This window comes from Hamadaea tsunoensis DSM 44101, from assembly GCF_000428945.1.
Classification (GTDB): Bacteria; Actinomycetota; Actinomycetes; order Mycobacteriales; family Micromonosporaceae; genus Hamadaea; species Hamadaea tsunoensis.
The window spans coordinates 204,346-225,688 of record NZ_AUAX01000001.1 but is presented as its reverse complement, the minus strand read 5'-3'; the positions used below and the strand labels follow the sequence as shown (position 1 = coordinate 225,688).

19 protein-coding genes and 1 pseudogene are annotated in these 21,343 nt (G+C 72.0%); 8 read left to right on the top strand and 12 right to left on the bottom strand.

Annotation, left to right across the window (positions count from 1 at the left end; all coding sequences use genetic code 11):
• Positions 1 to 21: 21 nt before the first annotated feature.
• Entirely contained in the window at positions 22 to 2,106 is a 2,085-nt protein-coding gene (locus G401_RS0101030) for a HelD family protein (protein ID WP_027341034.1), read from the bottom strand.
• Between the two features lie 60 nt (positions 2,107 to 2,166).
• Positions 2,167 to 2,823: a DedA family protein gene (locus tag G401_RS42630; RefSeq protein ID WP_051365975.1), complete on the bottom strand. Its 657-nt coding sequence runs from the start codon at positions 2,821 to 2,823 to the stop codon at positions 2,167 to 2,169.
• A 188-nt stretch (positions 2,824 to 3,011) separates the two neighbouring features.
• On the opposite strand from G401_RS42630, the gene G401_RS0101020 reads away from it, so the two are divergent.
• Positions 3,012 to 3,644 (top strand): carbonic anhydrase, encoded by a 633-nt coding sequence (locus G401_RS0101020; protein ID WP_027341033.1) that lies wholly within the window; start codon positions 3,012 to 3,014, stop codon positions 3,642 to 3,644.
• Between the two features lie 270 nt (positions 3,645 to 3,914).
• Here G401_RS0101020 and G401_RS0101015 read toward each other — a convergent pair whose 3' ends face one another.
• On the bottom strand, positions 3,915 to 4,244 hold the full coding sequence (locus G401_RS0101015) for a hypothetical protein (protein ID WP_027341032.1): 330 nt from the start codon (positions 4,242 to 4,244) through the stop codon (positions 3,915 to 3,917).
• 341 nt (positions 4,245 to 4,585) lie between these two features.
• Between G401_RS0101015 and G401_RS0101010 the strand changes: the two genes are divergently transcribed.
• Positions 4,586 to 5,080, top strand: coding sequence for a DUF3145 domain-containing protein (locus G401_RS0101010; protein ID WP_027341031.1), 495 nt, complete (start codon positions 4,586 to 4,588; stop codon positions 5,078 to 5,080).
• Between the two features lie 73 nt (positions 5,081 to 5,153).
• Positions 5,154 to 6,788 (top strand): glycoside hydrolase family 3 protein, encoded by a 1,635-nt coding sequence (locus tag G401_RS42625; RefSeq protein WP_034590372.1) that lies wholly within the window; start codon positions 5,154 to 5,156, stop codon positions 6,786 to 6,788.
• Between the two features lie 8 nt (positions 6,789 to 6,796).
• Here G401_RS42625 and fabF read toward each other — a convergent pair whose 3' ends face one another.
• The 9 genes and pseudogenes from fabF to G401_RS0100960 all read right to left on the bottom strand — a co-directional run bounded on the left by fabF (position 6,797) and on the right by G401_RS0100960 (position 15,433).
• The gene (gene fabF / locus G401_RS0101000) at positions 6,797 to 8,023 is read right to left on the bottom strand and encodes a beta-ketoacyl-ACP synthase II (protein ID WP_027341030.1); all 1,227 of its coding nucleotides are present in this window, start codon (positions 8,021 to 8,023) and stop codon (positions 6,797 to 6,799) included.
• An 8-nt stretch (positions 8,024 to 8,031) separates the two neighbouring features.
• The gene (locus G401_RS0100995; RefSeq protein WP_027341029.1) at positions 8,032 to 8,268 is read right to left on the bottom strand and encodes an acyl carrier protein; all 237 of its coding nucleotides are present in this window, start codon (positions 8,266 to 8,268) and stop codon (positions 8,032 to 8,034) included.
• Positions 8,269 to 8,330: 62 nt separating this feature from the next.
• Entirely contained in the window at positions 8,331 to 9,269 is a 939-nt protein-coding gene (locus G401_RS0100990) for a beta-ketoacyl-ACP synthase III (RefSeq protein ID WP_027341028.1), read from the bottom strand.
• A gap of 20 nt (positions 9,270 to 9,289) precedes the next feature.
• Positions 9,290 to 10,192 (bottom strand): annotated as a pseudogene (locus tag G401_RS0100985) (ACP S-malonyltransferase); the annotation flags it as partial.
• A 150-nt stretch (positions 10,193 to 10,342) separates the two neighbouring features.
• Positions 10,343 to 11,515, bottom strand: a complete 1,173-nt coding sequence (locus tag G401_RS0100980; protein WP_027341026.1) for a PucR family transcriptional regulator — start codon at positions 11,513 to 11,515, stop codon at positions 10,343 to 10,345.
• 47 nt (positions 11,516 to 11,562) lie between these two features.
• A complete protein-coding gene (locus G401_RS0100975) occupies positions 11,563 to 12,438 on the bottom strand; it encodes an LppM family (lipo)protein (protein ID WP_157545164.1) in 876 nt (291 codons plus the stop codon).
• Between the two features lie 123 nt (positions 12,439 to 12,561).
• Positions 12,562 to 13,227, bottom strand: coding sequence for a hypothetical protein (locus tag G401_RS0100970; RefSeq protein WP_027341024.1), 666 nt, complete (start codon positions 13,225 to 13,227; stop codon positions 12,562 to 12,564).
• Positions 13,228 to 13,378: 151 nt separating this feature from the next.
• A complete protein-coding gene (gene gltX, locus G401_RS0100965) occupies positions 13,379 to 14,803 on the bottom strand; it encodes a glutamate--tRNA ligase (RefSeq protein WP_027341023.1) in 1,425 nt (474 codons plus the stop codon).
• A gap of 9 nt (positions 14,804 to 14,812) precedes the next feature.
• Positions 14,813 to 15,433: a GntR family transcriptional regulator gene (locus G401_RS0100960; RefSeq protein ID WP_027341022.1), complete on the bottom strand. Its 621-nt coding sequence runs from the start codon at positions 15,431 to 15,433 to the stop codon at positions 14,813 to 14,815.
• Between the two features lie 115 nt (positions 15,434 to 15,548).
• Between G401_RS0100960 and G401_RS0100955 the strand changes: the two genes are divergently transcribed.
• The 5 genes from G401_RS0100955 (at position 15,549) to G401_RS0100935 (ending at position 21,341) form a co-directional block, all read left to right on the top strand.
• Complete coding sequence (locus tag G401_RS0100955) at positions 15,549 to 16,487, top strand: aldo/keto reductase (RefSeq protein ID WP_027341021.1); 939 nt, start codon at positions 15,549 to 15,551, stop codon at positions 16,485 to 16,487.
• Positions 16,484 to 17,305, top strand: coding sequence for an amidohydrolase family protein (locus G401_RS0100950; protein WP_034590478.1), 822 nt, complete (start codon positions 16,484 to 16,486; stop codon positions 17,303 to 17,305). The genes G401_RS0100955 and G401_RS0100950 overlap by 4 nt, the downstream gene beginning before the upstream one ends.
• 2 nt (positions 17,306 to 17,307) lie before the next feature.
• The gene (locus tag G401_RS0100945) at positions 17,308 to 18,141 is read left to right on the top strand and encodes a fumarylacetoacetate hydrolase family protein (RefSeq protein ID WP_027341019.1); all 834 of its coding nucleotides are present in this window, start codon (positions 17,308 to 17,310) and stop codon (positions 18,139 to 18,141) included.
• Positions 18,142 to 18,152: 11 nt separating this feature from the next.
• Entirely contained in the window at positions 18,153 to 19,439 is a 1,287-nt protein-coding gene (locus tag G401_RS0100940) for an enolase C-terminal domain-like protein (RefSeq protein WP_211240648.1), read from the top strand.
• 168 nt (positions 19,440 to 19,607) lie between these two features.
• Positions 19,608 to 21,341: an ABC transporter ATP-binding protein gene (locus G401_RS0100935; protein WP_034590369.1), complete on the top strand. Its 1,734-nt coding sequence runs from the start codon at positions 19,608 to 19,610 to the stop codon at positions 21,339 to 21,341.
• Positions 21,342 to 21,343: the final 2 nt, after the last annotated feature.

Here is a 21,343-nt window from a genome sequence, read left to right as displayed (position 1 = left end):
TCGCAAGCTCGCCGACGAACGCTACGACGCGATTTCGATGGTGGTGAGCCGCTGAGTAGCTCGCGACAGCGCGACATACAACGTCCGCACCCCCGACTCCTCCCGGAGCCGGGCAGGAGAAACCACCAACACCCCGTCGTACTCCATCCCCTTGGCTTCCAACCCGGTGACGACCTGGAGGCGGCTGTTCTCCGGCAGCCAGTTCCGGGCGTCGTCCCGTGTCCTGCCCTCGGGGGTGATGACCCCGACCGTCCCGTCCACCTCGTCCAGTAACGCGGTTGCCGCCGACACGACCGCGGACCGCAGTTCGGACCGAGGGACGGACAAGGCCACCGGGGATACCCCCGTGGATCGGACGGCCCGGGGCAGCGGCAGGTTCGGGGCGATACGCCGGATCTCCGCCGCCGCCACCTCGAAGATCTCCGCGGGGTTGCGGTAGTTGGTGGTGAGCGCGAACTGGTGCCGTTCGCGGCGGCCGGTCGCGGCCTCGCGGGCGCGGCCGGGTTCGCCGGGGTCGCCGGTCCAGGCGGTCTGGGCGGGGTCGCCGACGATCGTCCAGCTGGCGATCTCGCCGCGGCGGCCGACCATGCGCCACTGCATCGGCGTGACGTCCTGGTATTCGTCGACGATGATGTGGGCGTAGTCGCGGTAGTCGGTGCGGTCTGCCACCTTCTCCTGGCCGGAGGCCCGGGTGCCGATGACGCGGTATCCGCCCCCGTTCGTCCGGCGCTTGCGTCGCGGTGGCCGGCCGATCAGCTCGTCGAGTTCGTCGAGCAGCGCGATGTCGTCGATGGACAGCTCGTCGGGGCGTACGGCGGCGGCGAGGCGGCTCTGCTCGGCGGCCGACAGGATGCCGGAGGCGTACCAGGACAGGCGGCGGGGGTCGGCGAGCCAGGAGAGGACGTCGAGCGGGCGCACATACGGCCACCAGCGCTTGAGGAAGGTGCGGAAGTCCTCGTTCTCCGTCATCTCCTCGTCGAACCGGGACTGTTCCCAGCCGGGCAGGTTCGGCTGCGCCTGCTTCCACAGCGTGTCGAGGACGGCGCCGAACGCGCGGCCGCGGATCTCGTTGCGGCGCTGGCCGCGGACGATCTGCCGGCGCAGCTGCTCGACCTCGCGGGCCGGCAGTTCGAGCCAGCCGCCCCGGAAACGCATACGCAGGCCCTGAGGCTGGTCCGGGACGGCGTCCTCGGCCGCCCGCCGGAGCACCTTGCGCATCCGCACCGACCCCTTGATCGCGTGCAGGGCGGCCGGCTCCTCGCGGGTCGCGCGTACGCCGTCGATCATCTCGCCGAGGGACCGGAGCGTGGCGCTCTCCTCGCCGAGGGAGGGCAGGACGGCGGAGATGTAGGAGACGAAGACGGGGGAGGGGCCGACGATGAGGACGCCGCCGCCGGCGAACCGGGCGCGGTCGCGATAGAGCAGGTACGCGGCGCGGTGCAGCGCGACGGCGGTCTTGCCGGTGCCGGGGCCGCCCTCGACGACGGTGACGCCGCCGCCCGGGGCGCGGATGGCGACGTCCTGTTCCTGCTGGATGGTGGCGACGATGTCGCGCATGCCGGTGCCGCGGGCGCGGGAGAGGGCGGCGAGCAGGGCGCCGTCGCCGATGACGGTCATGCCGGGCGGGGCGGCCTCCGGATCGAGGAGGTCGTCCTCGATGCCGGTGACCTTCTCGCCGGAGGACTGGATCATGCGCCGGCGGATGACGCCGAGCGGCTGGGCGGCGGTGGCGCGGTAGAAGGGTTCGGCGGCGGGGGCGCGCCAGTCGACGACCAGCGGTTCGATGTCGTCGCCGACGACGCCCTCCTCGCGTACGCCGATCCGGCCGACGTAGCGGGCGACCTTGTGGTCGAGCAGGTCGAGGCGCCCGAAGACGAGTCCCTCGTGCTCGGCGTCGAGCACCGACCGGCGCCGCGCCGCGTGGAACACCATCGCGTCGCGGTCGACCAGGGAACCGGGCACGCCGGCTCCGGCCAGGCCGTACCCGCCCTTCTCCAGCCGGGTGACCGCCTCACGATCGCGCCCGAGCTGCGTGTACACCCGATCGACGTGCCGCTGCTCGACAGCGATCTCCTGCTCGAGCGGGCTGACTGGCGTCTCGGACATGCGGCTCCCGGCTGCTCGCGCCTTCGCGCCCGGAGGGCTGCGAATTAATGCCGTCAAAGCTTAGTGGTCGCGGCCCGTCGTCGCGACCACTGTGTCGTCATCGTCACCGTCGGCCACCTGCCGGTGGGCCTTGCGCTTCAACCACCACGTCGTGCCCAGCCCGAACAGCACGGCGACGCCCAGCGCGATCCACGAGAAGTCCTTCAGGTACTTCTCCACGGCCTCACCCAGGAAGTACACCAGCGCCACGGTCCCCGAGGCCCACACGATGCCGCCGGCCGCGTTCGCGATCAGGAACTTCGGATACGGTACGCGCAGCGCGCCCGCCAGCGGCCCGGCAAGGATCCGCAGCAGGGCGACGAACCGGCCGAAGAACACCGCCCAGACGCCCCACCGGCCGAAGGCTGCCTCCGCTTTGGCCAGTTGCGCGGGTCCGAAGTGTTTGGGGAACCGTTTGCCGGCCCGGACGAGCAGCGGCCGGCCGCCCCGGTGGCCGACCGCGTACCCGATGGAGTCGCCGACGATGGCGCCGATCGAGGCGGCGATGGCGACATAGACGGGATTGCCGGTGCCGGCCGCGGTCAGCAGGGTCGCGCCGATGAGCGCCAGCTCGCCCGGCAGCGGGATGCCCATGCTCTCGATCATGATGATCAAGCCGACCAACAGGTAGATCACGGCAGGTGGGAATCCGGCCAGCCAGTCCTGAACGTGTCCCACCGATCGCCCCTCCCGGCTGCTACCTGTCGCGTCGAGGCTAGCCGAGGCCGTCAGGTGCGGGCCATGGGTGACATCCCCCAAGATTCCCCCGACCGGACTTTTCTCATGACCGGAGTTTTTCCGTGATCAGAGTCGCAGTATTCCGTCATTCTCTTTCGCGTTCGGGAGATCTGCCCGAGCATGGGCATATGACGCCGCAGTCACCGACCGCGACGCCGTCTTCGCCGGGCGTACGCCCTCGCGGAGCGTCCGAGGCGCTCGCCGAACTTCTGCAGGGCAACGGCCGATTCGTGGCCGGGCAGCCCCAGTACGGCCACGAGATCGCGGCGGCCGCCGCGTCCTCCGGCGGCCAGCAGCCCTACGCCGTCGTCGTGGGCTGTATCGACTCCCGGGTTCCGCTGGAGGCGGTGTTCGACCAGAACTTCGGCTCCATCTGCGTCGTGCGCTCCGGCGCCGCCGTCCTCGACCGGGCCATCGCCGGCTCCGTCGAGTTCGCGGTGCAGGAACTCGGCGTACCGCTGGTGATGGTGCTCGGGCACGAGCGCTGCGGAGCGATCTCGGCGACGGTGCAGTCGCTGCGCGCGGGCCGCAAGCCGCGTGGCTCCCTGGGCTACCTCGTGCACGAGATAGCGCCGTCGGTACTCGCGGCCGGGCTGGACGAGCCCGACGTGGAGGCCCGGGCGCTGCGCATCCACGTGCAGCGGACGGTGGAGCTGCTCAAGATCGAAGAGGGGATCAAGGAATCCCTGACCGCCGACCCGCCCGTACGCGTCGTCGGCGCCGTCTACGACCTCGACACCGGCATCGTCCAACTCATCTGACCCCTCCCCGACACGGCCCGTCCCCCGACACGGCCAGTCCCCGACACGGCCCGTCCGCCGACGCGGCCAGTTCCCGACGATCTTGCGCGAATGCCCCGAATTTCGCGGCGTATGCCCGGAATGCCGGTACATTCGCGCAAGATCGCCGGGACTCACGGCCTTGCGGCCTCGCGGGCGGGGCCGGGGCCGGGGCGGGGGCGGGGCGGGGGCGGAGATGGAAAAGCCCCCCACCGGATGCGGTGGGGGGCTTTCGTGTGCTCGCGGCGAGGATCAGGCCTCGCCGAAGACGCCGGCGTCGGCCAGCCGCTTCTCGGTGGCGGCCCAGCCGTCGCGCGGGTGCGTCGACTCCAGGGCGACCAGCTCGGCACGGATCTTCGCGCCGTGGCCGGCGGCGGCCAGTGCCCGGATCTCCTCGACGAAGGCGTCCGAGGTGGTGCTCAGGTGCGTGGTCTTGCCGTTGGTGAGGTTCCGCACGTAGACGTGCTTCCCGCTGTTGAGCGGGATGATGTACTTGAACTCACCGAGCACGCTGAGCGCGCCGCCCTTGGCCTCACCGGCCCGGACGGACGCGCGCGCGGTCTTCGAGGTGCTACTCGCCACCGGGCTACTCCTTGGCAGTCTTAAAGCTTGGCAGTCTTCTGACGCTGTGCCGGCGCCGATTGGTCGCCAGCCCAGCAGAAAAGGGGCCCGACGCGCGGGCCATCACCCAATATAGCGTCCGGACCCGGTCCGGCCCAAGTCACGGTCATACGACGGGGACAAGGCGGGGACAAGAGGCAGAATCTCCGGTGAGTTTTCCGATTCTCTGGCGTCTCGTCGGCCTCAGGCGTCATCATGGACCCGTCGTCAACATCAGTCTCAGACACCCATAAAGGGGGCATTACCGCCCACAGGCGCCAGGTCGTAGGGGAAGACGCACCTGTCGTCACCGGGAGGTCACCGTGCCCACGCGAGGCGTCGTATACGTCCATTCGACCCCGCTCGCCGTGTGCGCTCACGTCGAGTGGGCGATAGCCCGTGTCCTGGCGGCCCCGGTCAGCCTGGAGTGGACATTGCAACCCGTCGATTCCGGTGCCCGCCGGGCCGAGTGCGGCTGGACCGGCCGCCCGGGTACCGCCGCCGAGATCGCCGCTGAGCTGCGCCAGTGGAACATGCTCCGGTTCGAGGTCACCGAGGAGCCGAGCCCCGGCGTCGACGGCGAGCGCTACATGCACGTGCCCGGCCGCGGGCTGCACCGCGCGACGGCCGGCGCCGCCGGTGACATCCAGCTCGGCGAGGACATGCTGCGTACGCTCGTCGCCCAGGCGCGTACGCCGGAAGCGTTGTCCCAGGCCCTCGACCGGGCGCTCGGCTCGGCCTGGGACGCCGAACTGGAGCCGTACCGCTGGGCCGGTGACGGGGCGCCGTTCACGCTGCTCACCCAGCGGGCCGGGTGATCTGGGACCGATTCGCGGCGGCGCGGCGGCGCCAGAGTGGCGGCCGGGTCCCCCGTGTGATGAGATCGCTGGAATGCGGCGTACGGCAGCAGTCCTCCTGGTCGGTCTCCTTCTGTTCTCCGGTGCCGCCTGCGGCACCGCCCCCGACGAACCGGCCGCCTCGGCGGATCCGGCCGATCCCGTCGCCGCCATGTCCGACGAGGAGCTCGCCGGCCAGGTGCTGATGCCGTACGCGTACGGCCAGGGCGCCACGAAGGTCTCCGAGGGGGCCGCCCGGTCGAACCAGAAGCTGGCGGGCGTGGACACCCCGGCGCAGCTGGTCCAGAAGCTGCACCTCGGCGGCGTCGTGCTGGTCGGCTTCGAGGCCGGCGACCCGACGGCGAAGAACACGGCCAACATCGTCGACGCCGCCCAGGTACGCGCGTTCACGGCCGGCCTGCGCCAGGCGTCGGCCCAGCCGCTGCTGATCGCCACCGACCAGGAGTTCGGGGTGGTGACCCGGGTGAAGTCGGGGGTCACCGTGCTGCCGAGCGCGCTGGCCGCCGGGGCCGCCCACCAGCCGGAGCTGACCGAGGCCGCGTGGAAGGTCGCCGGGACGGAGCTGGCCGCCATGGGCGTCAACGTGGACTTCGCGCCCGACGCCGACGTGCAGGGCGCCTCGGGCGTCATCGGGTCGCGTTCGTTCGGCGACGAACCGGAGCGCGTCGCCGAGCAGGCCTCCGCCGCCGTACGCGGTCTCCAGTCGGCCGGTGTCGCGGCGACGCTGAAGCACTTCCCGGGGCACGGCCGGCCGGCCGCCGACAGCCACTCCGATCTGCCGCGGCTCGACCAGTCGCAGGCCGAGCTGGAGAAGACCGATCTCGTCCCGTTCCAGGCCGGGATCGCGGCCGGCGCCAGGCTCGTCATGTCGGGCCACCTCGACGTGCAGGCGGTCGATCCCGGCGTACCGGCGAGCTTCTCGTCGAAGGTGCTGACCGGGCTGCTCCGCGAGAAGCTGGGCTACCAGGGCGTCGTCGTGACCGACGCGCTCAACATGAGCCCCGCGATGCGGTGGCCGTCCGGGGAGGCGGCCGTCCGGGCGCTGCTCGCCGGCAACGATCTGCTGCTGATGCCGCCGGACCCGGTCGGCGCGTACCAGGGGATCCTGGACGCGCTGAAGTCGGGGCAGCTGCCGCGCGACCTGCTGCGCGCCTCGGTCCGTCGCCTGCTCGACCTGAAGAAGGCGGTCACGGCCACGCCGCAGCCGGCCGCCGATCAGCTCGCCACGACCGCCGCGAAGAGCACCGTCGCGCCGCTCGCGGCGGCGGCCGTGACGATCCTCAAGGGGCGCTGCGACGGCGGCCCGCTGGTCACCGGCCCGGTCACGATCAGCGCCTCGGACGGCCGGCAGGCCAGCCAGGACCTGCTCGCCCGGGCGCTCGTCCAGCAGGGCGTCCAGGTGGTGGCGAAGGGCGGCACGGTGGTGCACCTCGTCGGCTACGGAGACGCCGCCCCCGATCTGCGCAAGGACGCCGACATCACGGTGGCCATGGACCTGCCCGGCATCCTGGCGCACTCGCCGTCCCCGACCTTGCTGGCGACGTACAGCTCCAGCGCGTACTCGCTGGAAGGGCTGGCGGCGGTGCTCGCCGGCAAGCAGAAAGCGGCAGGCCGCTCACCGGTCGCGGTGAACGGCCTGCCGAGGAGTGCGTGCGCCGAGGCGGAGTAGGGCCTGCCTCAGGCGCGGTGGAAGATCAGCGCGACGTTGTGCCCGCCGAAGCCGAACGAGTTGTTCAGCGCCGCGGGGACGTCCATCTGGCGGGCCTTGTGCATGGCCACGTCCAGGGTGAGGGCGTCGTCGGGGTCGTCGAGGTTGATCGTCGGCGGGATGATGCCGTCGCGGACCGACAGCACGGTCGCGATCGTCTCCAGCGCGCCCGCCGCGCCCAGCAGGTGACCGGTCATCGACTTCGTCGCGGTCAGCACCGGGTGGTCGCCCAGTTCCCGGCGTACGCCGAACACCTCGGCCATGTCGCCCACCGGGGTCGACGTGGCGTGCGCGTTGACGTGCTTGATGTCCGCGCCGGTCAGGCCCGAGTCGCGCAGCGCCGCCCGCATGGCCCGGCCGCCGCCCTCGCTCTCCGGATGCGGCTGGACGATGTCGTAGCCGTCGGAGGTCATGGCGGCCCCGGCCAGCACCGCGTGTACGCGTGCCCCGCGCGCCGCGGCGTGCTCGGCCGACTCCAGGATGACGATGGCGGAACCCTCGCCGAGGACGAAGCCGTCGCGGCCCTTGTCCCAGGGACGGGAGGCCCGCTCGGGGTCGTCGTTGCGCGTCGACATGGCCCGCATCGAGGCGAACCCGGCGATCGGCAGCGGGTGGATCACGGCCTCCGTGCCGCCGGCGATGACGACGTCGGCCCGGCCGGACCGGATGATGTCCAGGCCCCAGGCCATCGCCTCGGCACCCGTGGCGCAGGCGCTGGTCGGCGCGTGTACGCCGGCCTTCGCCCGGTAATCGAGCCCCACGTACGCGGCGGGACCGTTCGGCATCAGCATCGGTACCGTGTGCGGGCTGACCCGGCGGGGCCCGGACGCCTCCAGGATGTCGTCCTGGGCGAGCAGCGTCTGCGCGCCGCCGATGCCGGAGCCGACGACGACCGCCAGCCGTTCGGTGTCCAGGCCGGCGTCGGCCAGCCCGGCGTCCTTCCATGCCTCGGCCGCGGCGATGAGCGCCAGCGCCTCGGACCGGTCGAGCTTGCGCAGGCGTACCCGGTCGAGGACTTCGGACGGGTCGACCGCGACCTTGGCCGCGATCCGCACCGGCAACTGCGCGGCCCACTCATCGGTCAGCGGCCTGACCCCGGAGCGACCGGCGAGCATGGCGTCCCAGGTGGACGCGACATCCCCGCCCAGCGGGGACGTCGCGCCGAGCCCGGTGACGACTACGTCACGACGAGACAAGGGAGGATTCAGCCCTTCAGGATGAAGTTGACGGCGTCGCCGACGGTCTTGAGGTTCTGCACCTCGTCGTCCGGGATCTTCACGCCGAACTTCTCCTCGGCGGCGACGACGACCTCGACCATCGACAGCGAGTCGACGTCCAGGTCCTCGGTGAACGACTTCTCCTCGGACACGTCCTCCGGGTTCACCCCGGCGACCTCCTCGAGGATCTCGGCGAGGCCGGCGGTGATCTCTTCGCGGGTCATGTCTTTCCCTTCATCATGGTGGACACGGAACCGGCCAGTCGGCCAATCCGAGCGTAGGGGGGTCAGGGGCAGCGGACGACCTGACCGGCGTAGGTCAGGCCACCGCCGAACCCGATGAGCAGGACCGGGCTGCCCGCCTTGATCTCGCCGCGCTCGACCATCTTGGAGAGCGCGAGCGGGATGCTCGCCGCGGACGTGTTGCCCGACTCCACGATGTCGCGGGCGATCACGGCGTTGACCACGCCGAGTTTGCGGGCGACCGGCTCGATGATGCGCAGGTTGGCCTGGTGGGGCACGAACGCGGCGATGTCGGCGGGCTCGTAGCCGGCCTTCTCGCAGACCTCGCGGGCAATCGGCGGGATGGCCGTCGTGGCCCAGCGGAAGACCGCCTGGCCTTCCTGGGTGATGTACGGGCGCCAGCTCTCGATCCTGATCGCGTCGCCCGGCGCGGAGCCCCAGACGACCGGGCTGATGCCGGGCTCCTCGCCGTCGGCGGTCCGGCTGACGACCGCCGCGCCGGCCCCGTCACCGAAGATGACGCAGGTCGACCGGTCGGTCCAGTCGGTGATCTCGGAGAGCTTCTCGGCGCCGATGACGAGCGCGTGCCGCGCCGCCCCGGCCCCGATGGCCTGGTCGGCGAGCGCGAGCGCGTAGGAGAAGCCGGAGCAGGCGGTGTTGACGTCGAACGCGGCCGGCGTACCGAGGCCGAGCTTCATGGCCACCCGGCAGGCGACGTTGGGGCTGCGGTCGGCCGACGAGCAGGTCGCGACGATCACCAGGTCGATGTCGTCGGCGTGCAGGCCGCTGCCGGCCAGCGCCTTCTCGGCCGCGATCGCGGCCATGTCGGCGACGGTCTCGGTGTCGGCGACGCGCCGCTCCTTGATGCCGACGCGGGACTGGATCCACTCGTCGTTCGTGTCGACCATCTGCGCCAGGTCGTCGTTCGTGACGACCCGGGAGGGCTGGTAGTGACCGAGCGAGACGATCTTGCTGCCCATCAGGCGGACGCTCCTTCGGTGCCGTGGCGCTGGATGAGGTCCTGGGCCGTCGCCAGGTCGTCGGGCGAGTTGACGGTGACGATCTCGAGCCCCTTGACGGCGCGCTTGACCAGCCCGGCCAGCGTACCGGCCGGGGGCAGTTCGATCACGGCGGTGACCCCGAGACCGGCGAGCGAGGCCATCACGAGGTCCCATCGCACGGGCGCGGTCACCTGGCGGACGAGCCGGCCGACCAGCTCCGTCCCGGAGGTCACGGCCGTGCCGTCGAGGTTGGACAGCAGCGTACGGGCCGGGTCGGCGGGCACGATGCCGGCCGCGTACGCGGAAAGCGCCTGCTCGGCCGGTGCCATGAAGGGCGTGTGGAAGGCGCCCGCCACCTGCAGGGCGATCACCCGGGCCTTGGCGGGCGGGGCCGCGACCAGCTTCTCGATCGCGCCGACCGGGCCGGCCGCGACGATCTGACCGGCGCCGTTGCGGTTGGCCGGGAACAGCCCGTTGTCGGCGATCGCCGCGAGCACCTCGGTCTCGTCGCCCCCGACGACGGCGGCCATGCCGGTCGGCTCGAGCGCGCAGGCGGCCGCCATCTCGCGGCCGCGTACGCCGGCCAGTGCCACCGCGTCCTCGGGCGTGAGCGCGCCGGCGACCGCGGCCGCCCCCAGCTCCCCGACGCTGTGGCCGGCGACGACGCACGTCGCGGGCAGCCGCAGCCGGGTCGCCGCGATCAGGGCGGCGGCCGTGAGCAGGGGCTGGGTGCGAGCGGTGTCCTTGATCTCGTCGGCGTCGGCGGCGGTGCCGAGGTACGCGAGATCGACGCCGGCGAGCGCGGACCACGAGCGCAGCTGGTCCTCGACGCCGTCGAGGGCGAGCCACGGGGTCAGGAAGCCGGGTTTCTGAGCACCCTGGCCGGGAGAAAGAACGGCGAGCACGCCTTCCACCCTGAAGGATCACTCAGGGCGACGTCGTTGACGCGCGCCACCAAATCCTACCGATGCCTTTGTATGGTCTCCACAAAGATAGACGTACGATGTCGCACACGGGTCCCACGGGTGAACTGTAGCCCGCCTTGTTTACGCAGCTCAGACGCCATGTCCGGGCTCCAGCCGGCCGAGCGCGAGGGCGATCCGGAGGGCGAACGCGTCCCGGGGCGACAGCGGCGCGTACCCGGTGATTTCGGCCACCCGCCGCATCCGGTAGCGCACCGTGTTGGGGTGCACGAACAGCGCCCGCGCCGTCGCCTCCAGCGCGCCGCCGTGGGTCAGGAACGCGTCGAGGGTCTCCAGCAGTTCGCCGCCGGCCCGCTGCACCGAACCGTAGATCTCCTGCCGCAGCGTGCGCCGGGCGTCGGCGTCCCCGGCGAGCGCTCGCTCCGGCAGCAGGTCCTGGGCGGCCACCGGGCGGGGCGCGGCGGGCCAGGCGGCGGCCGCCCGGAACCCGGCCAGGGCGGCGCGGGCCGAGGTGCTCGCCTCGTCCAGGGAGGGCACGGCCGGCCCGACGACGATCGGGCCGTCCCCGAACCCGCCGGACAGCTTCTCCGCGGTGCCGAGCGGATCGGGCGCGCCGCCGAGGACGAGGACCAGCCGGTCCCCGTGGACGCCGCCGAACACCTCGACGCCGACCCGCCGGGCGAGCCGGTGCACGGCGTGCAGCACGGCCGAAGCCTCGCCGCCGGGGGACCGGCCGACCGTCACCGCCACCGGGGGCGCGTCCGACCAGCCGAGCGCGGCCGCCCGGCTGGCCAGGACGTCGGAGGAGTCGCCGCGCAACAGGGCGTCGACGAGCAGCGCCTGCAGCCGGGCGTCCCAGGATCCGCGGGTCTCGGCCGCGCGGGCGTACACGCGGGCGGCGGCGAAGGCCACCTCGCGGGAGTAGCGCAGGATCGCCTCGCGGACCGCGCTCTCCTCGCCGGGCTCGGCCAGCGCGGGAACCTGCTCCTCGACGACGTCGATGGTCACCTTGATGAGGGCCACCGTCTGCTGCAGGTTGATCATGCGGGCCAGCGCGCGGGGGGCCGCGTCGAAGATCTCGTCCGAGACCTGCTGCTTGCCGGCGCCCTGGTCGCCGCGCAGCCACTCCACCAGCGACTGCACGCCGGACTGGGCCACGAGCATGACCCAGGCGCGCTGGTCGGCGGGCATGCCCCGGAACCAGGGCAGGACTTCGTCCATCCGGGCCACGCTGGCGGTGGCGAGCGTACCCGCGGCGCGCTCGATCCGCTTCAGCGAGGCGGCGAGGGCGGGCACGTCGGTCATGCCTCACAGCATGTCACGCTGCGTACGCGCCGCCCTCGCTCGCTCGGTCAGACCGCCGGCTGGGTGGGCTCGTCGGGCCGCGCCTGCGTCACGATCCCCGTCCGGTCCCGGTCGGTTCCCACTGGCGCGCCCTGCGGGGCCTGCTCCGCGTTCTCCTCGGGCCGGCGCGCCTCGGTCGCCGCCCACGGATCGCTCGTGTCCGGCTCGGCCAGCGTCGCGTCCGCCTTCTCCGCGACCTGCGAGCCGTCTCCCGCGCGTACGCGACGACGCCGGCCGGCCAGCACGACGAGCACGATCGCCACCACCGCGAGTACGCCGACGCCCGACAGCACGACCGGCAGGATCCACGCGGTGCTGGTGGGCTCCTCGGCCCGGGCCCGCATGGCGTAGCTCTGGCCGGCCTTGGGCTTCCAGGTGACGGTACGCCCGTTCAGCTCCCCGTTGTGCTCGATGACCTTGCCGGGGAAGGTGACCGCGAACGTGACGCCGAACATGTCGGCGAACGGCTTCACGGCCGGGTTGTCCAGCTGGACCAGGCTCAGGTTCACCACGCCGTTGAAGACGTACTCGTGTCCCGAGTGGACGATCGAGAACGTGTCCTTGTCGCCGGTGCCGGTGAAGTCCTTGAGCGGCGTACCGGAGAAGACGATCTTGCGGCCGACGAAGCCGTCGTCGGCGTACTTCTCGACGGTGGCGCCGGTGGGCAGCTTGGCGGTGTCGAGGCCCATGCTCGCGACCAGCTGGTCCTCGGTCTGGCCGGTGAGCCCGGCGAGGCGCTTGTCGACGCCCATGACGATCGTGCCGCTGACGGTGTCGTCGGCGCCCACGGTCAGCTGGGCGTCGATCTTCATACAGCCGGTCAGGGCGAACAGCAGGGCGGCCACGGCGAGCGCGAACGCGGTACGAGGGGTCCGGGGTGACATGGCGAACAGAGTAATGCGCCCCGCCCCCACCCCGACGATCTTGCGCGAGTGCTCGGAAATCCGGGGGTTATGCCCGGAATGCCGGTACATTCGCGCAAGATCGTCGAGGTGGGGGGACGGCGGTCAGATCTTGCGGCGGATGAGGAACGCCATGCCGAACAGGCCCGCCGCGATGAGCACGACGATCGCCCCGTTCAGCGCCACGACCCGGCGCCACTCACCCATGACCTCGCCGATGTCGGCGGCCGCCGCCTTGGTGCTCTGCACGACGCCGCCACCGCCACCGCCGACCGCGCCCCCGGCCACCGGTACGCCGACACCGCGCAGCGTCGTCGGCATGGTGAGCCGGCCGTAGATCCACGCGGCCGTCGTCTTGTGCTTGTCCGGCTGCGCCGCCGGCCGGTACGCCTTCGGTCCGCCCGCCGCGAGCGGGTAGAGGTCGTACTGCTGGCGGGCGACCGTGCCGAAGCTGACGACGACCGTGTACTTCGGACCGAGCTTGTCCGGCTTGGGGGCGGTGAGGACGTTCGGGTAGGTGGCGAGGTAGTCGATCTCGGTGATCAGGTTGTCGAACGCGTCCTCGTTGGTGTCGGCCGACACGGTCAGGGGGCCGTCGAGCCCCTCGCCCGTGATCGTGGCCGACGTCGGTGCGGCGGGCGCGCTGGGCGCCGCCGCGTACCCCGCCGGACCTGGTCCGGCCCAGGCCGACCCGCCGGCCAGGGCGAACACCCCGACTGCGAGGACGACCGCGCCACCTGTGAGCAGGCGACGAGCCACCGTGCGAACCATGTGAGCCCCGTTGTGTGATGAAGACCGGTGAGGGATGACCAGACGCGGGAGCATGACGACCTTTTCCCGCGCCTGAACCAGAAGACACCTGGGAGCTTGCTTGCGTTGCGAGTATCAGGTCACGATTGCACAACGGTGCAAACACGACCGTTCAGGCGCGGGCGACCGCCGCCCGGAGCCGGTCGAGCGTACGCTCGCGGCCCAGCACTTCCAGCGACTCGAACAGGGGCAGCCCGACCGACCGGCCGGTGACGGCGACGCGTACCGGGGCCTGGGCCTTGCCGAGCTTGAGGCCCCGCTGCTCGCCGACGGCCAGCAGCGACTCCTTGAGCGCCTCGGCGTTCCAGTCCACCTCGGAGTACGCGGCGATCACGTCCGGCAGCAGGGTCAGGTCGGCCTTCGCCCAGGCCGCCTCGTCGACGACGGGGGCGTCCAGGAAGAAGAAGTCCACGTAGGACACGATCTCGGCGAGCAGCGCGATACGGGTCTGGGCCAGTTCGGCCACGGCCGCGAACACCGCCGGGTCGTACGCCTCGGGCGCCCACGGCGGCGGCGTGATGCCGAAACCGGTCTCGCCCTTCTCCTCGGCGTCGACGAACGGGCCGGTCAGCCACGGCCGGCAGCGCTCGATGAACTGCTCGACCGGCAGCGCCCGGATGTACTCGCCGTTGAACGCGGTCAGCTTCTTGACGTCGAAGAACGCCGGCGACGGGTTGACGTCGGCCAGGCTGAACTCCTCCTCGACGACCGACCACGGCACGATCTCGCGGTCGCCGGCCGGCGCCCAGCCCAGCAGCATCAGGTAGTTGCGCATCGCCTCGGCGAGGAAGCCCTCGTCGCGGTACATCTCCAGGGCGACCTTGTCGCGGCGCTTGGACAGCTTCTGCCGCTTCTCGTTGACGATGATCGGCACGTGCGCCCAGACCGGCGGGGTGTGGCCGAGCGCCTCCCACAGCATCTGCTGCTTGGGCGTGTTGGGCAGGTGCTCCTCGGCCCGGATCACCTGGGTGATCTCCATGGTGATGTCGTCGACCACGTTGGCCAGCAGGAAGACCGCCGAGCCGTCGCCGCGGGCGATGACGAAGTCCTCGATGAGGTTGTTCTCGAAGGTCGGCTCGCCGCGGACCAGGTCCTTGACGATCGTCACGCCCTCGTCGGGAGTGCGGAAGCGCAGCGCGTGGCCGTCGCCCGGGCCGAGGCCGCGGTCGCGGCAGAAGCCGTCGTAGCCGCCGTACTTGTTGCCCGTACGCTGCTCCAGCGTCTCCCGGGTGCAGTCGCAGTAGTACGCCTTGCCCGCGTCGAAGAGCTGCTGGGCGGCCTTGGTGTGCTCGCCGGCGTACGAGGACTGGAAGTAGGGGCCCTCGTAACCGTCGCCGTCGATGCCGAGCCACTCCATCGCGCGCACGATGCCGTCCACCCACCGGGGGTGGTTCCGCGACGCGTCGGTGTCCTCGATCCGCAGCACGAAGGTGCCGCCCGACTGCTTGGCCACCACCCAGTTGTGCAGGGCGGACCGGGCCGAGCCGACATGGAACATCCCCGTCGGGGAGGGTGCGAAGCGTACGCGAACAGTCACCCGCACAGCTTACGTCCGCAGCCGGTGCCGATCGCGCGCCGCCTCCAGGTGCGCGCGCATGGCCGAGTCCGCGCCGGACGGGTCCCCGGAGCGGATCGCGGCGACGATCGCGGCGTGCTCGGCCTCGGTCGTCCCGGCTCCGGGGAAGGAGATCCGGTGGACGTGCAGGTGCGCGTGCAGCCGCGTGATCGCGTCGCGCAGCAGCGGATTGCCGCCCGCCACGGCCACCGCGTCGTGGAAGGCCGCGTCGGCGGCGGTGAAGGCGGCATGGCCGGCGTACCCGCGGTCGGCGACCGGCCGGGGCAGCCGGGGGAAGTCCACGCCGCTCGTCTCCTGGGTCGCCGCCCGCGCCGCCGCCGCGCACTCCAGCAGCAGGCGTACCTCGAAGAGCTGCTCGAACTCGCCCGGGGTCAGCAGGGGAGTGGTGGTGTAGCCGGCCATGGGGCGCTTGACCACCAGGCCGTCGGACTCCAGCCGGGCCAGTGCCTCGCGCACGGGCGTCGGGCTGACGTCGAGCTGGCGGCTGACCGCGTCGATCGTGACCCGGGCGCCGGGCGCGATCGCGTGGTCCATGATCAACGCTTTGACGGCCTCATAGACCTCGTCGCTCAGCGTCGTCCGGTTGCCCATCTCGTCCTCTTCTGCCAGCCACTTCCAGCCTCAGGGCACATCCTATAGGATCGCCGCAGAATCCTATAGGATTCTGCTCCATCCGAAGGTCAAGACCGTACCGCTGGGAGGCAACGTGACGCCGACGGGACGCGTTCCACTGGGCAGGACCGGCCTGAGCGTGACCGAGCTCGGGCTCGGCCTCGCCCCGCTGGGCGGGCTCTACACCGACGTGTCCGAGCAGGACGCCCGTGACGCCGTCGAGACCGGCTGGGACCTCGGCGTACGCTTCTTCGACACCGCTCCGCTCTACGGCTTCGGCCGCAGCGAGACGCGGGCCGGGGCGGCCCTCGCGGGGCGTACGGAGTTCGTGCTGTCGACCAAGGCGGGCCGGGTCATCACGAGCGTCCCGGACGGCGGCGGGCAGGACTTCTGGGCCGGGGTCGACCCGGCGGTCGCACCCGTCTTCGACTTCAGCGCCGCGGGCATCCGCCGGTCCTTCGAGGACAGCCTGGAGCGGCTCGGCGTCGACCGGATCGACGTCCTCCACCTGCACGACCCGGATGATCATCTGGACCAGGCCGTCCGCGACGCGTACCCGGAGATGGTGAAGCTGAAGGAGGAGGGCCTGGTGGCGGCCCTCGGCGCCGGGGCCAACAGCGGCGCCGTCCTCACCCACCTGATCGAGCGGTGCGACCTGGACGTGGTGCTGCTGGCCGGGCGGTACACGCTGCTGGACCGGACCGGCGAGCCGCTGCTGGCGCTCGCAGCGGAGCGCGGTGTGGCCGTGATCGCGGGCGGGGTCTTCAACTCGGGGCTGCTCGCGGATCCGAAGCCCGGCGCGCGCTTCGACTACGCGCAGGCCGACGGCGAGCTGCTGAACCGCGCGATCGCGCTGCGCGACCTGTGCGAGGCCCACGGCGTCCCGCTGCGGGCGGCCGCCATCCAGTACGCGCAGCGCCACCCCGCGATCACCTCGGTGCTCGTCGGCGTGCGCTCGGCGGACGAGGTACGCGACGCGGTGGCCATGGCCGCGCATCCGGTCCCGGCCGAGCTGTGGGCGGCGCTGGCATGATCGACGCCCACCACCACCTCTGGACCTCCTCGTACGCCTGGCTGCAGGACCCGGGGCTGGCCGCGATCCGCCGGGACTACACGACGGCCGACCTGCTGTCCACGCTGGACGGTGCAGGGGTGGAGCGTACGGTGCTCGTCGAGGCCGCCCGCTGCGACGACGGGGAGACCACCGAGTTCCTGGCCCTGGCCGCGCGGACGCCCCGGATCGCCGGCGTGGTGGGCTGGGCGGATCCGGCCGACCCGGGGCTGGCCGGCAAGCTGGCCGCGCACCGGGCGGGTCCCGGCGGCGACAAGCTGGTCGGCATCCGGGCCCAGGCGCAGGGCTTCGGCGACGGCTACCTCACCGATCCCGCCGTCGTCCGCGGCATCGCCACGGTCGCCGACGCGGGCCTCGCCTTCGACCTGGTGATCCGGGCGGCGCAGCTGCCGTCCGCGGCGGCCCTGGCCCGTGCGCTGCCCGGCGCCCGGCTCGTCCTCGACCACCTGGGCAAGCCGCCGATCGCGGCCGGCGGGTTCGACGCGTGGCGGCGCGACCTCGACGCGCTCGCCGCGTACCCGGGGGTGACCGCGAAGTTCTCGGGCCTGGTCACCGAGGCCGACCCGGCCGGCTGGGCCCTCGACGACCTGCGCCCGTACGCGTCCGCCGCGCTGGAGCTGTTCGGCCCGGACCGCCTGATATGGGGTTCGGACTGGCCCGTCGTCGACCTCGCCGGGGGCTACCGGCGCTGGCTGGCCGCCGCCCTCGACCTGATACCGGAAGACCTGCACGCGGCCGTCTTCGGCGGTACCGCCGTTCGTACGTACGGATTGGACTGAGAATGAGACTGCTGAGAGTCGGGCCGGCCGGTGCCGAGATCCCGGTGCTGCTGGACGACCTGACTTACTACGACCTGCGCCCGGTGACCGCCGACGTCGACGGGGCGTTCCTGGCCCGGTTGACCGCCGGTTTCCGGCCGACCGGCCTGCCCGAGATCGACGTCGCCGGGCAGCGGATCGGCGCGCCGATCGCCCGGCCCGGCGTGATCCTGTGCATCGGGCAGAACTACGCCGCCCACGCCGCGGAGTCCGGCAGCGCCCCGCCCGAGCAGCCGATCATGTTCTACAAGGCGCCGAACACCCTGTCCGGGCCGTTCGACGACGTCCTGATCCCGCGCGGCTCGGTGAAGACCGACTGGGAGGTCGAGCTGGCCGTCGTCATCGGCGCCCGGGCCCGCTACCTCTCTTCGCCGCAGGAGGCGCTCGCCTGCGTCGCCGGGTACGCCGTCTCGAACGACCTCACCGAGCGGGCGTACCAGTTCGACGTGTCGGGCGGCCAGTGGTCGAAGGGCAAGAGCTGCGAGACGTTCAACCCCCTCGGTCCCTACCTCGTGACGCCGGACGAGCTGCCCGAGCCGGGCAAGCTCCAGCTGCGGAGCTGGGTCAACGGGGAGCCGCGCCAGGATTCGTCCACAGCGGACATGATCTTCGACGTGGCCACCCTCATCCAGCACTTGTCGCAGTTCACGGTCCTGGAGCCGGGCGACGTCCTCAACACCGGTACGCCGCAGGGTGTCGCGCTCTCCGGCCGCTTCCCCTACCTCGTCCCCGGGGACCTGGTCGAGGTCGAGGTCGAGGGACTGGGCCGGCAGCGCGTACGGACGGCGGCGGCGTGAAGATCATCGACATGCGCGTACGCGACGTCCGCTTCCCCACGTCCCGCACGCTCGACGGCTCGGACGCGATGAACCCCGACCCGGACTACTCGGCCGCGTACGTGACCCTGGTGACGGACGGGGGCACGGAGGGCCACGGGTTCGCCTTCACCATCGGCCGGGGCAACGACGTGTGCGTCGCCGCTATCGAATCGCTTCGATCCTATGTGGTCGGCTCCGACCTGGACGGGCTCGACCTCGGCGAGTTCTCCCGCCGCCTGACGCACGACTCCCAGCTGCGCTGGCTCGGCCCGGAGAAGGGCGTCATGCACCTCGCCGCGGCCGCGCTCATCAACGCCGCCTGGGACCTCGCCGCCCGCCGCGCCGGCCTGCCGGTCTGGCGGCTGCTGTCCGGCTTCTCCCCGCAGCAGCTCGTCGACTTCGTCGACTGGCGCTATCTCACCGACGCCCTCACCCCCGCCGCCGCGGTGGACCTCCTCACGGATGCCTTCCCCGGCCGGGGTACGCGTACCGCGCAGATCGCGGCCGAGGGGTATCCCGCGTACACGACGTCGGCGGGGTGGCTCGGCTACGACGACGCCAAGGTCACCCGGCTGGCCCGCGAGGCGGTCGACGGCGGCTTCGACATGATCAAGCTCAAGGTCGGCGCCGACCTCGCCGACGACCTGCGCCGCTTCCGGGCGGCCCGGACGGCGGTGGGCCCCGGCATCCACATCGCGGTCGACGCCAACCAGCGCTGGGACGTCCCCGACGCGATCGACTGGATGCGCGAGCTGGCCCCGCTCGACCCGTACTGGATCGAGGAGCCGACCAGCCCCGACGACATCCTGGGACACGCGGCGATCCGGGCCGGCCTGCGTACGGCGGGTCCGTCGGGCGGGCCGATCCGGGTCGCGACCGGCGAGCACGTCCACAACCGGGTCATGTTCAAGCAGCTGCTCCAGGCGGACGCGATCGACGTCGTGCAGATCGACGCCTGCCGGGTGGCGGGGGTCAACGAGAACCTCGCGATCCTGCTGCTGGCCGCGGCGTACGGGAAGCCGGTCTGCCCGCACGCGGGCGGCGTCGGGCTCTGCGAGGTGGTGCAGCACCTGTCGTTCTTCGACTACGTCGCGGTGAGCGGGGAGCTGTCCGGCCGGCGGATCGAGTTCGTCGACCACCTGCACGAGCACTTCGTCGACCCGGTTTCCATCGTCAAGGGCCGGTACGCGGCGCCGACGCGACCGGGGTTCTCAGCGGAGATCCACCCGGAGGCCCTGTCCCGCTTCGCCTATCCGTCCGGCGCCGAGTGGGCCTGACCCTCACCTGCCTTTCCCCCATGATCCCGTTTGGATCAGGGAAATCACCCGAATCATGGCCCAAGATTCGGGTGGAAAACCTGATCCAAACGGGATCTTGGCGGTGGGGGAGGGGCCTGATGGAGGAGGCGGTGGGCAACTTACCGGTCGGCAAGTAGAATCGCGGCCATGCCCCCGAAGGTCGGTCTGCGCTCCCTCTGGCCCTACGTCCGCGACCACCGCACGAGCCTCCTCGTCGTCGCCGTGCTCTCCCTGGTCAGCTCCGCCGCCACCCTGATCCAGCCGCTGCTGACCCGCAACGTGATCGACGGCATCTCCGCCGGCCACGCCGTCTCGGCGACCGTCGTCCTGCTCGTCACGGCCCTGATCGTCGTGGCCGCGCTGGACGGCGTACGCGGATATCTGCTGCAGCGCACGGCCGAGGGGCTCGTGCTGACGGCCCGCCAGCGGATGGCCGCCCGGATCCTGCGGCTGCCGATCAGCGAGTACGACGCCCGGCGTACCGGCGACCTGCTCTCGCGCGTGGGCGCGGACACGACGCTGCTGCGCGCGGTGGTGACGTCGGGGCTCTTCGAGACGGTGACCGGCGCGCTGATGGTCGTCGGCGCGACGACCGCGATGATCCTGCTGGATCCGGTGCTGTTCGGGGTCACGATCGTCGCCCTCGCGATCGGCCTCGCCGGCGGCATCATCACCGCGCGGCGCATCCGCGGCCTGTCGGTCGAGGCGCAGGCCCGCATCGGCGAGATGACCTCCGCCGTCGAGCGCGCGATCTCCGCCGCGCGCACGATCCGGGCCAGCCGCGCCGAGGAACGCGAGACCGACGCGATCAACGGCAGCGCGCGGCGGGCGTACCAGGCCGGGTTGCGGATCGCGCGGTTGCAGTCCACCCTCGGCCCGGTCATGGTCACCACCATCCAGGCTTCGTTCCTGCTGGTCCTGGGCGTCGGCGGGGCACGCGTCGCGCACGGCACCATCTCCGTCGGCGACCTGGTCTCCTTCGTCCTCTACGTCTTCTTCCTCGTCATGCCGCTGGGCCAGGCCATGAACGCGTACACCCAACTGCAGACCGGCCTCGGCGCGCTCGGCCGGATGGAGGAGATCCTCGCGCTCCCCGCCGAGACCGACAAGCCAGGCGCGGGCTTCGCCGTGGTCCCGGCCGCGCCCGCCGTCGAGTTCCGCGGCGTTTCCTTCGAGTACGCGCAGGGCAGCGCTCCGATCCTCACGAACGTGAGTTTCAGCGTGCCGGCCGGATCGCGTACCGCGCTGGTGGGGCCGTCGGGTGCGGGGAAGTCCACGCTGCTGTCCCTGGTGGAGCGTTTCTACGACGTGTCGTCCGGAGCAGTCCTCGTGCACGGGGTCGACATCCGCGACATGCCCTACGACGTGCTGCGATCCCAGCTCGGTTACGTCGAGCAGGAGGCGCCCGTGCTCGCCGGCACCCTGCGCGACAATCTCCGGCTGGCCTCGCCCGGCGTCTCCGAACACCGGATGCTCGACGTGCTGTCCGCCGTGAACCTGGGCGACCTGGCGACGCGTACCGAGGCGGGACTGGACGCCGAGGTGGGGGAGGGCGGCGTGCTGCTCTCCGGCGGGGAGCGCCAGCGGCTGGCCATCGCGCGTACGCTGCTCGCCGCCCCGGCGATCCTGCTGCTCGACGAGCCGACGAGCAACCTCGACGCGCGTAACGAGGCGGCGCTGCGATCCGCCATCGACACCGTGGCCGTCGGGCGTACGCTGCTGATCGTCGCGCACCGGCTGTCCACAGTGGTCGACGCGGACCAGATCGTCGTCCTGGAGCACGGCTCGGTGGCCGCCGTCGGCACGCACGCGGAACTCGTCGAGACGAGCCCCCTGTACCGGGAGTTCGCCGCCAACCAACTGCTCGTCTCGCCGGCGTGACA

Excerpts from the sequence above, each read along its gene's own strand:
- G401_RS0101030 (WP_027341034.1), bottom strand. The coding sequence starts at position 2,106 with ATGTCCGAGACGCCAGTCAGCCCGCTCGAGCAGGAGATCGCTGTCGAG.
- G401_RS0101020 (WP_027341033.1), top strand. The coding sequence starts at position 3,012 with ATGACGCCGCAGTCACCGACCGCGACGCCGTCTTCGCCGGGCGTACGC.
- G401_RS42625 (WP_034590372.1), top strand. The coding sequence starts at position 5,154 with ATGCGGCGTACGGCAGCAGTCCTCCTGGTCGGTCTCCTTCTGTTCTCC.
- G401_RS0100995 (WP_027341029.1), bottom strand. The coding sequence starts at position 8,268 with ATGACCCGCGAAGAGATCACCGCCGGCCTCGCCGAGATCCTCGAGGAG.
- G401_RS0100980 (WP_027341026.1), bottom strand. The coding sequence starts at position 11,515 with ATGACCGACGTGCCCGCCCTCGCCGCCTCGCTGAAGCGGATCGAGCGC.
- G401_RS0100975 (WP_157545164.1), bottom strand. The coding sequence starts at position 12,438 with ATGTCACCCCGGACCCCTCGTACCGCGTTCGCGCTCGCCGTGGCCGCC.
- G401_RS0100970 (WP_027341024.1), bottom strand. The coding sequence starts at position 13,227 with ATGGTTCGCACGGTGGCTCGTCGCCTGCTCACAGGTGGCGCGGTCGTC.
- G401_RS0100960 (WP_027341022.1), bottom strand. The coding sequence starts at position 15,433 with ATGGGCAACCGGACGACGCTGAGCGACGAGGTCTATGAGGCCGTCAAA.
- G401_RS0100950 (WP_034590478.1), top strand. The coding sequence starts at position 16,484 with ATGATCGACGCCCACCACCACCTCTGGACCTCCTCGTACGCCTGGCTG.
- G401_RS0100945 (WP_027341019.1), top strand. The coding sequence starts at position 17,308 with ATGAGACTGCTGAGAGTCGGGCCGGCCGGTGCCGAGATCCCGGTGCTG.
- G401_RS0100940 (WP_211240648.1), top strand. The coding sequence starts at position 18,153 with ATGCGCGTACGCGACGTCCGCTTCCCCACGTCCCGCACGCTCGACGGC.
- G401_RS0100935 (WP_034590369.1), top strand. The coding sequence starts at position 19,608 with ATGCCCCCGAAGGTCGGTCTGCGCTCCCTCTGGCCCTACGTCCGCGAC.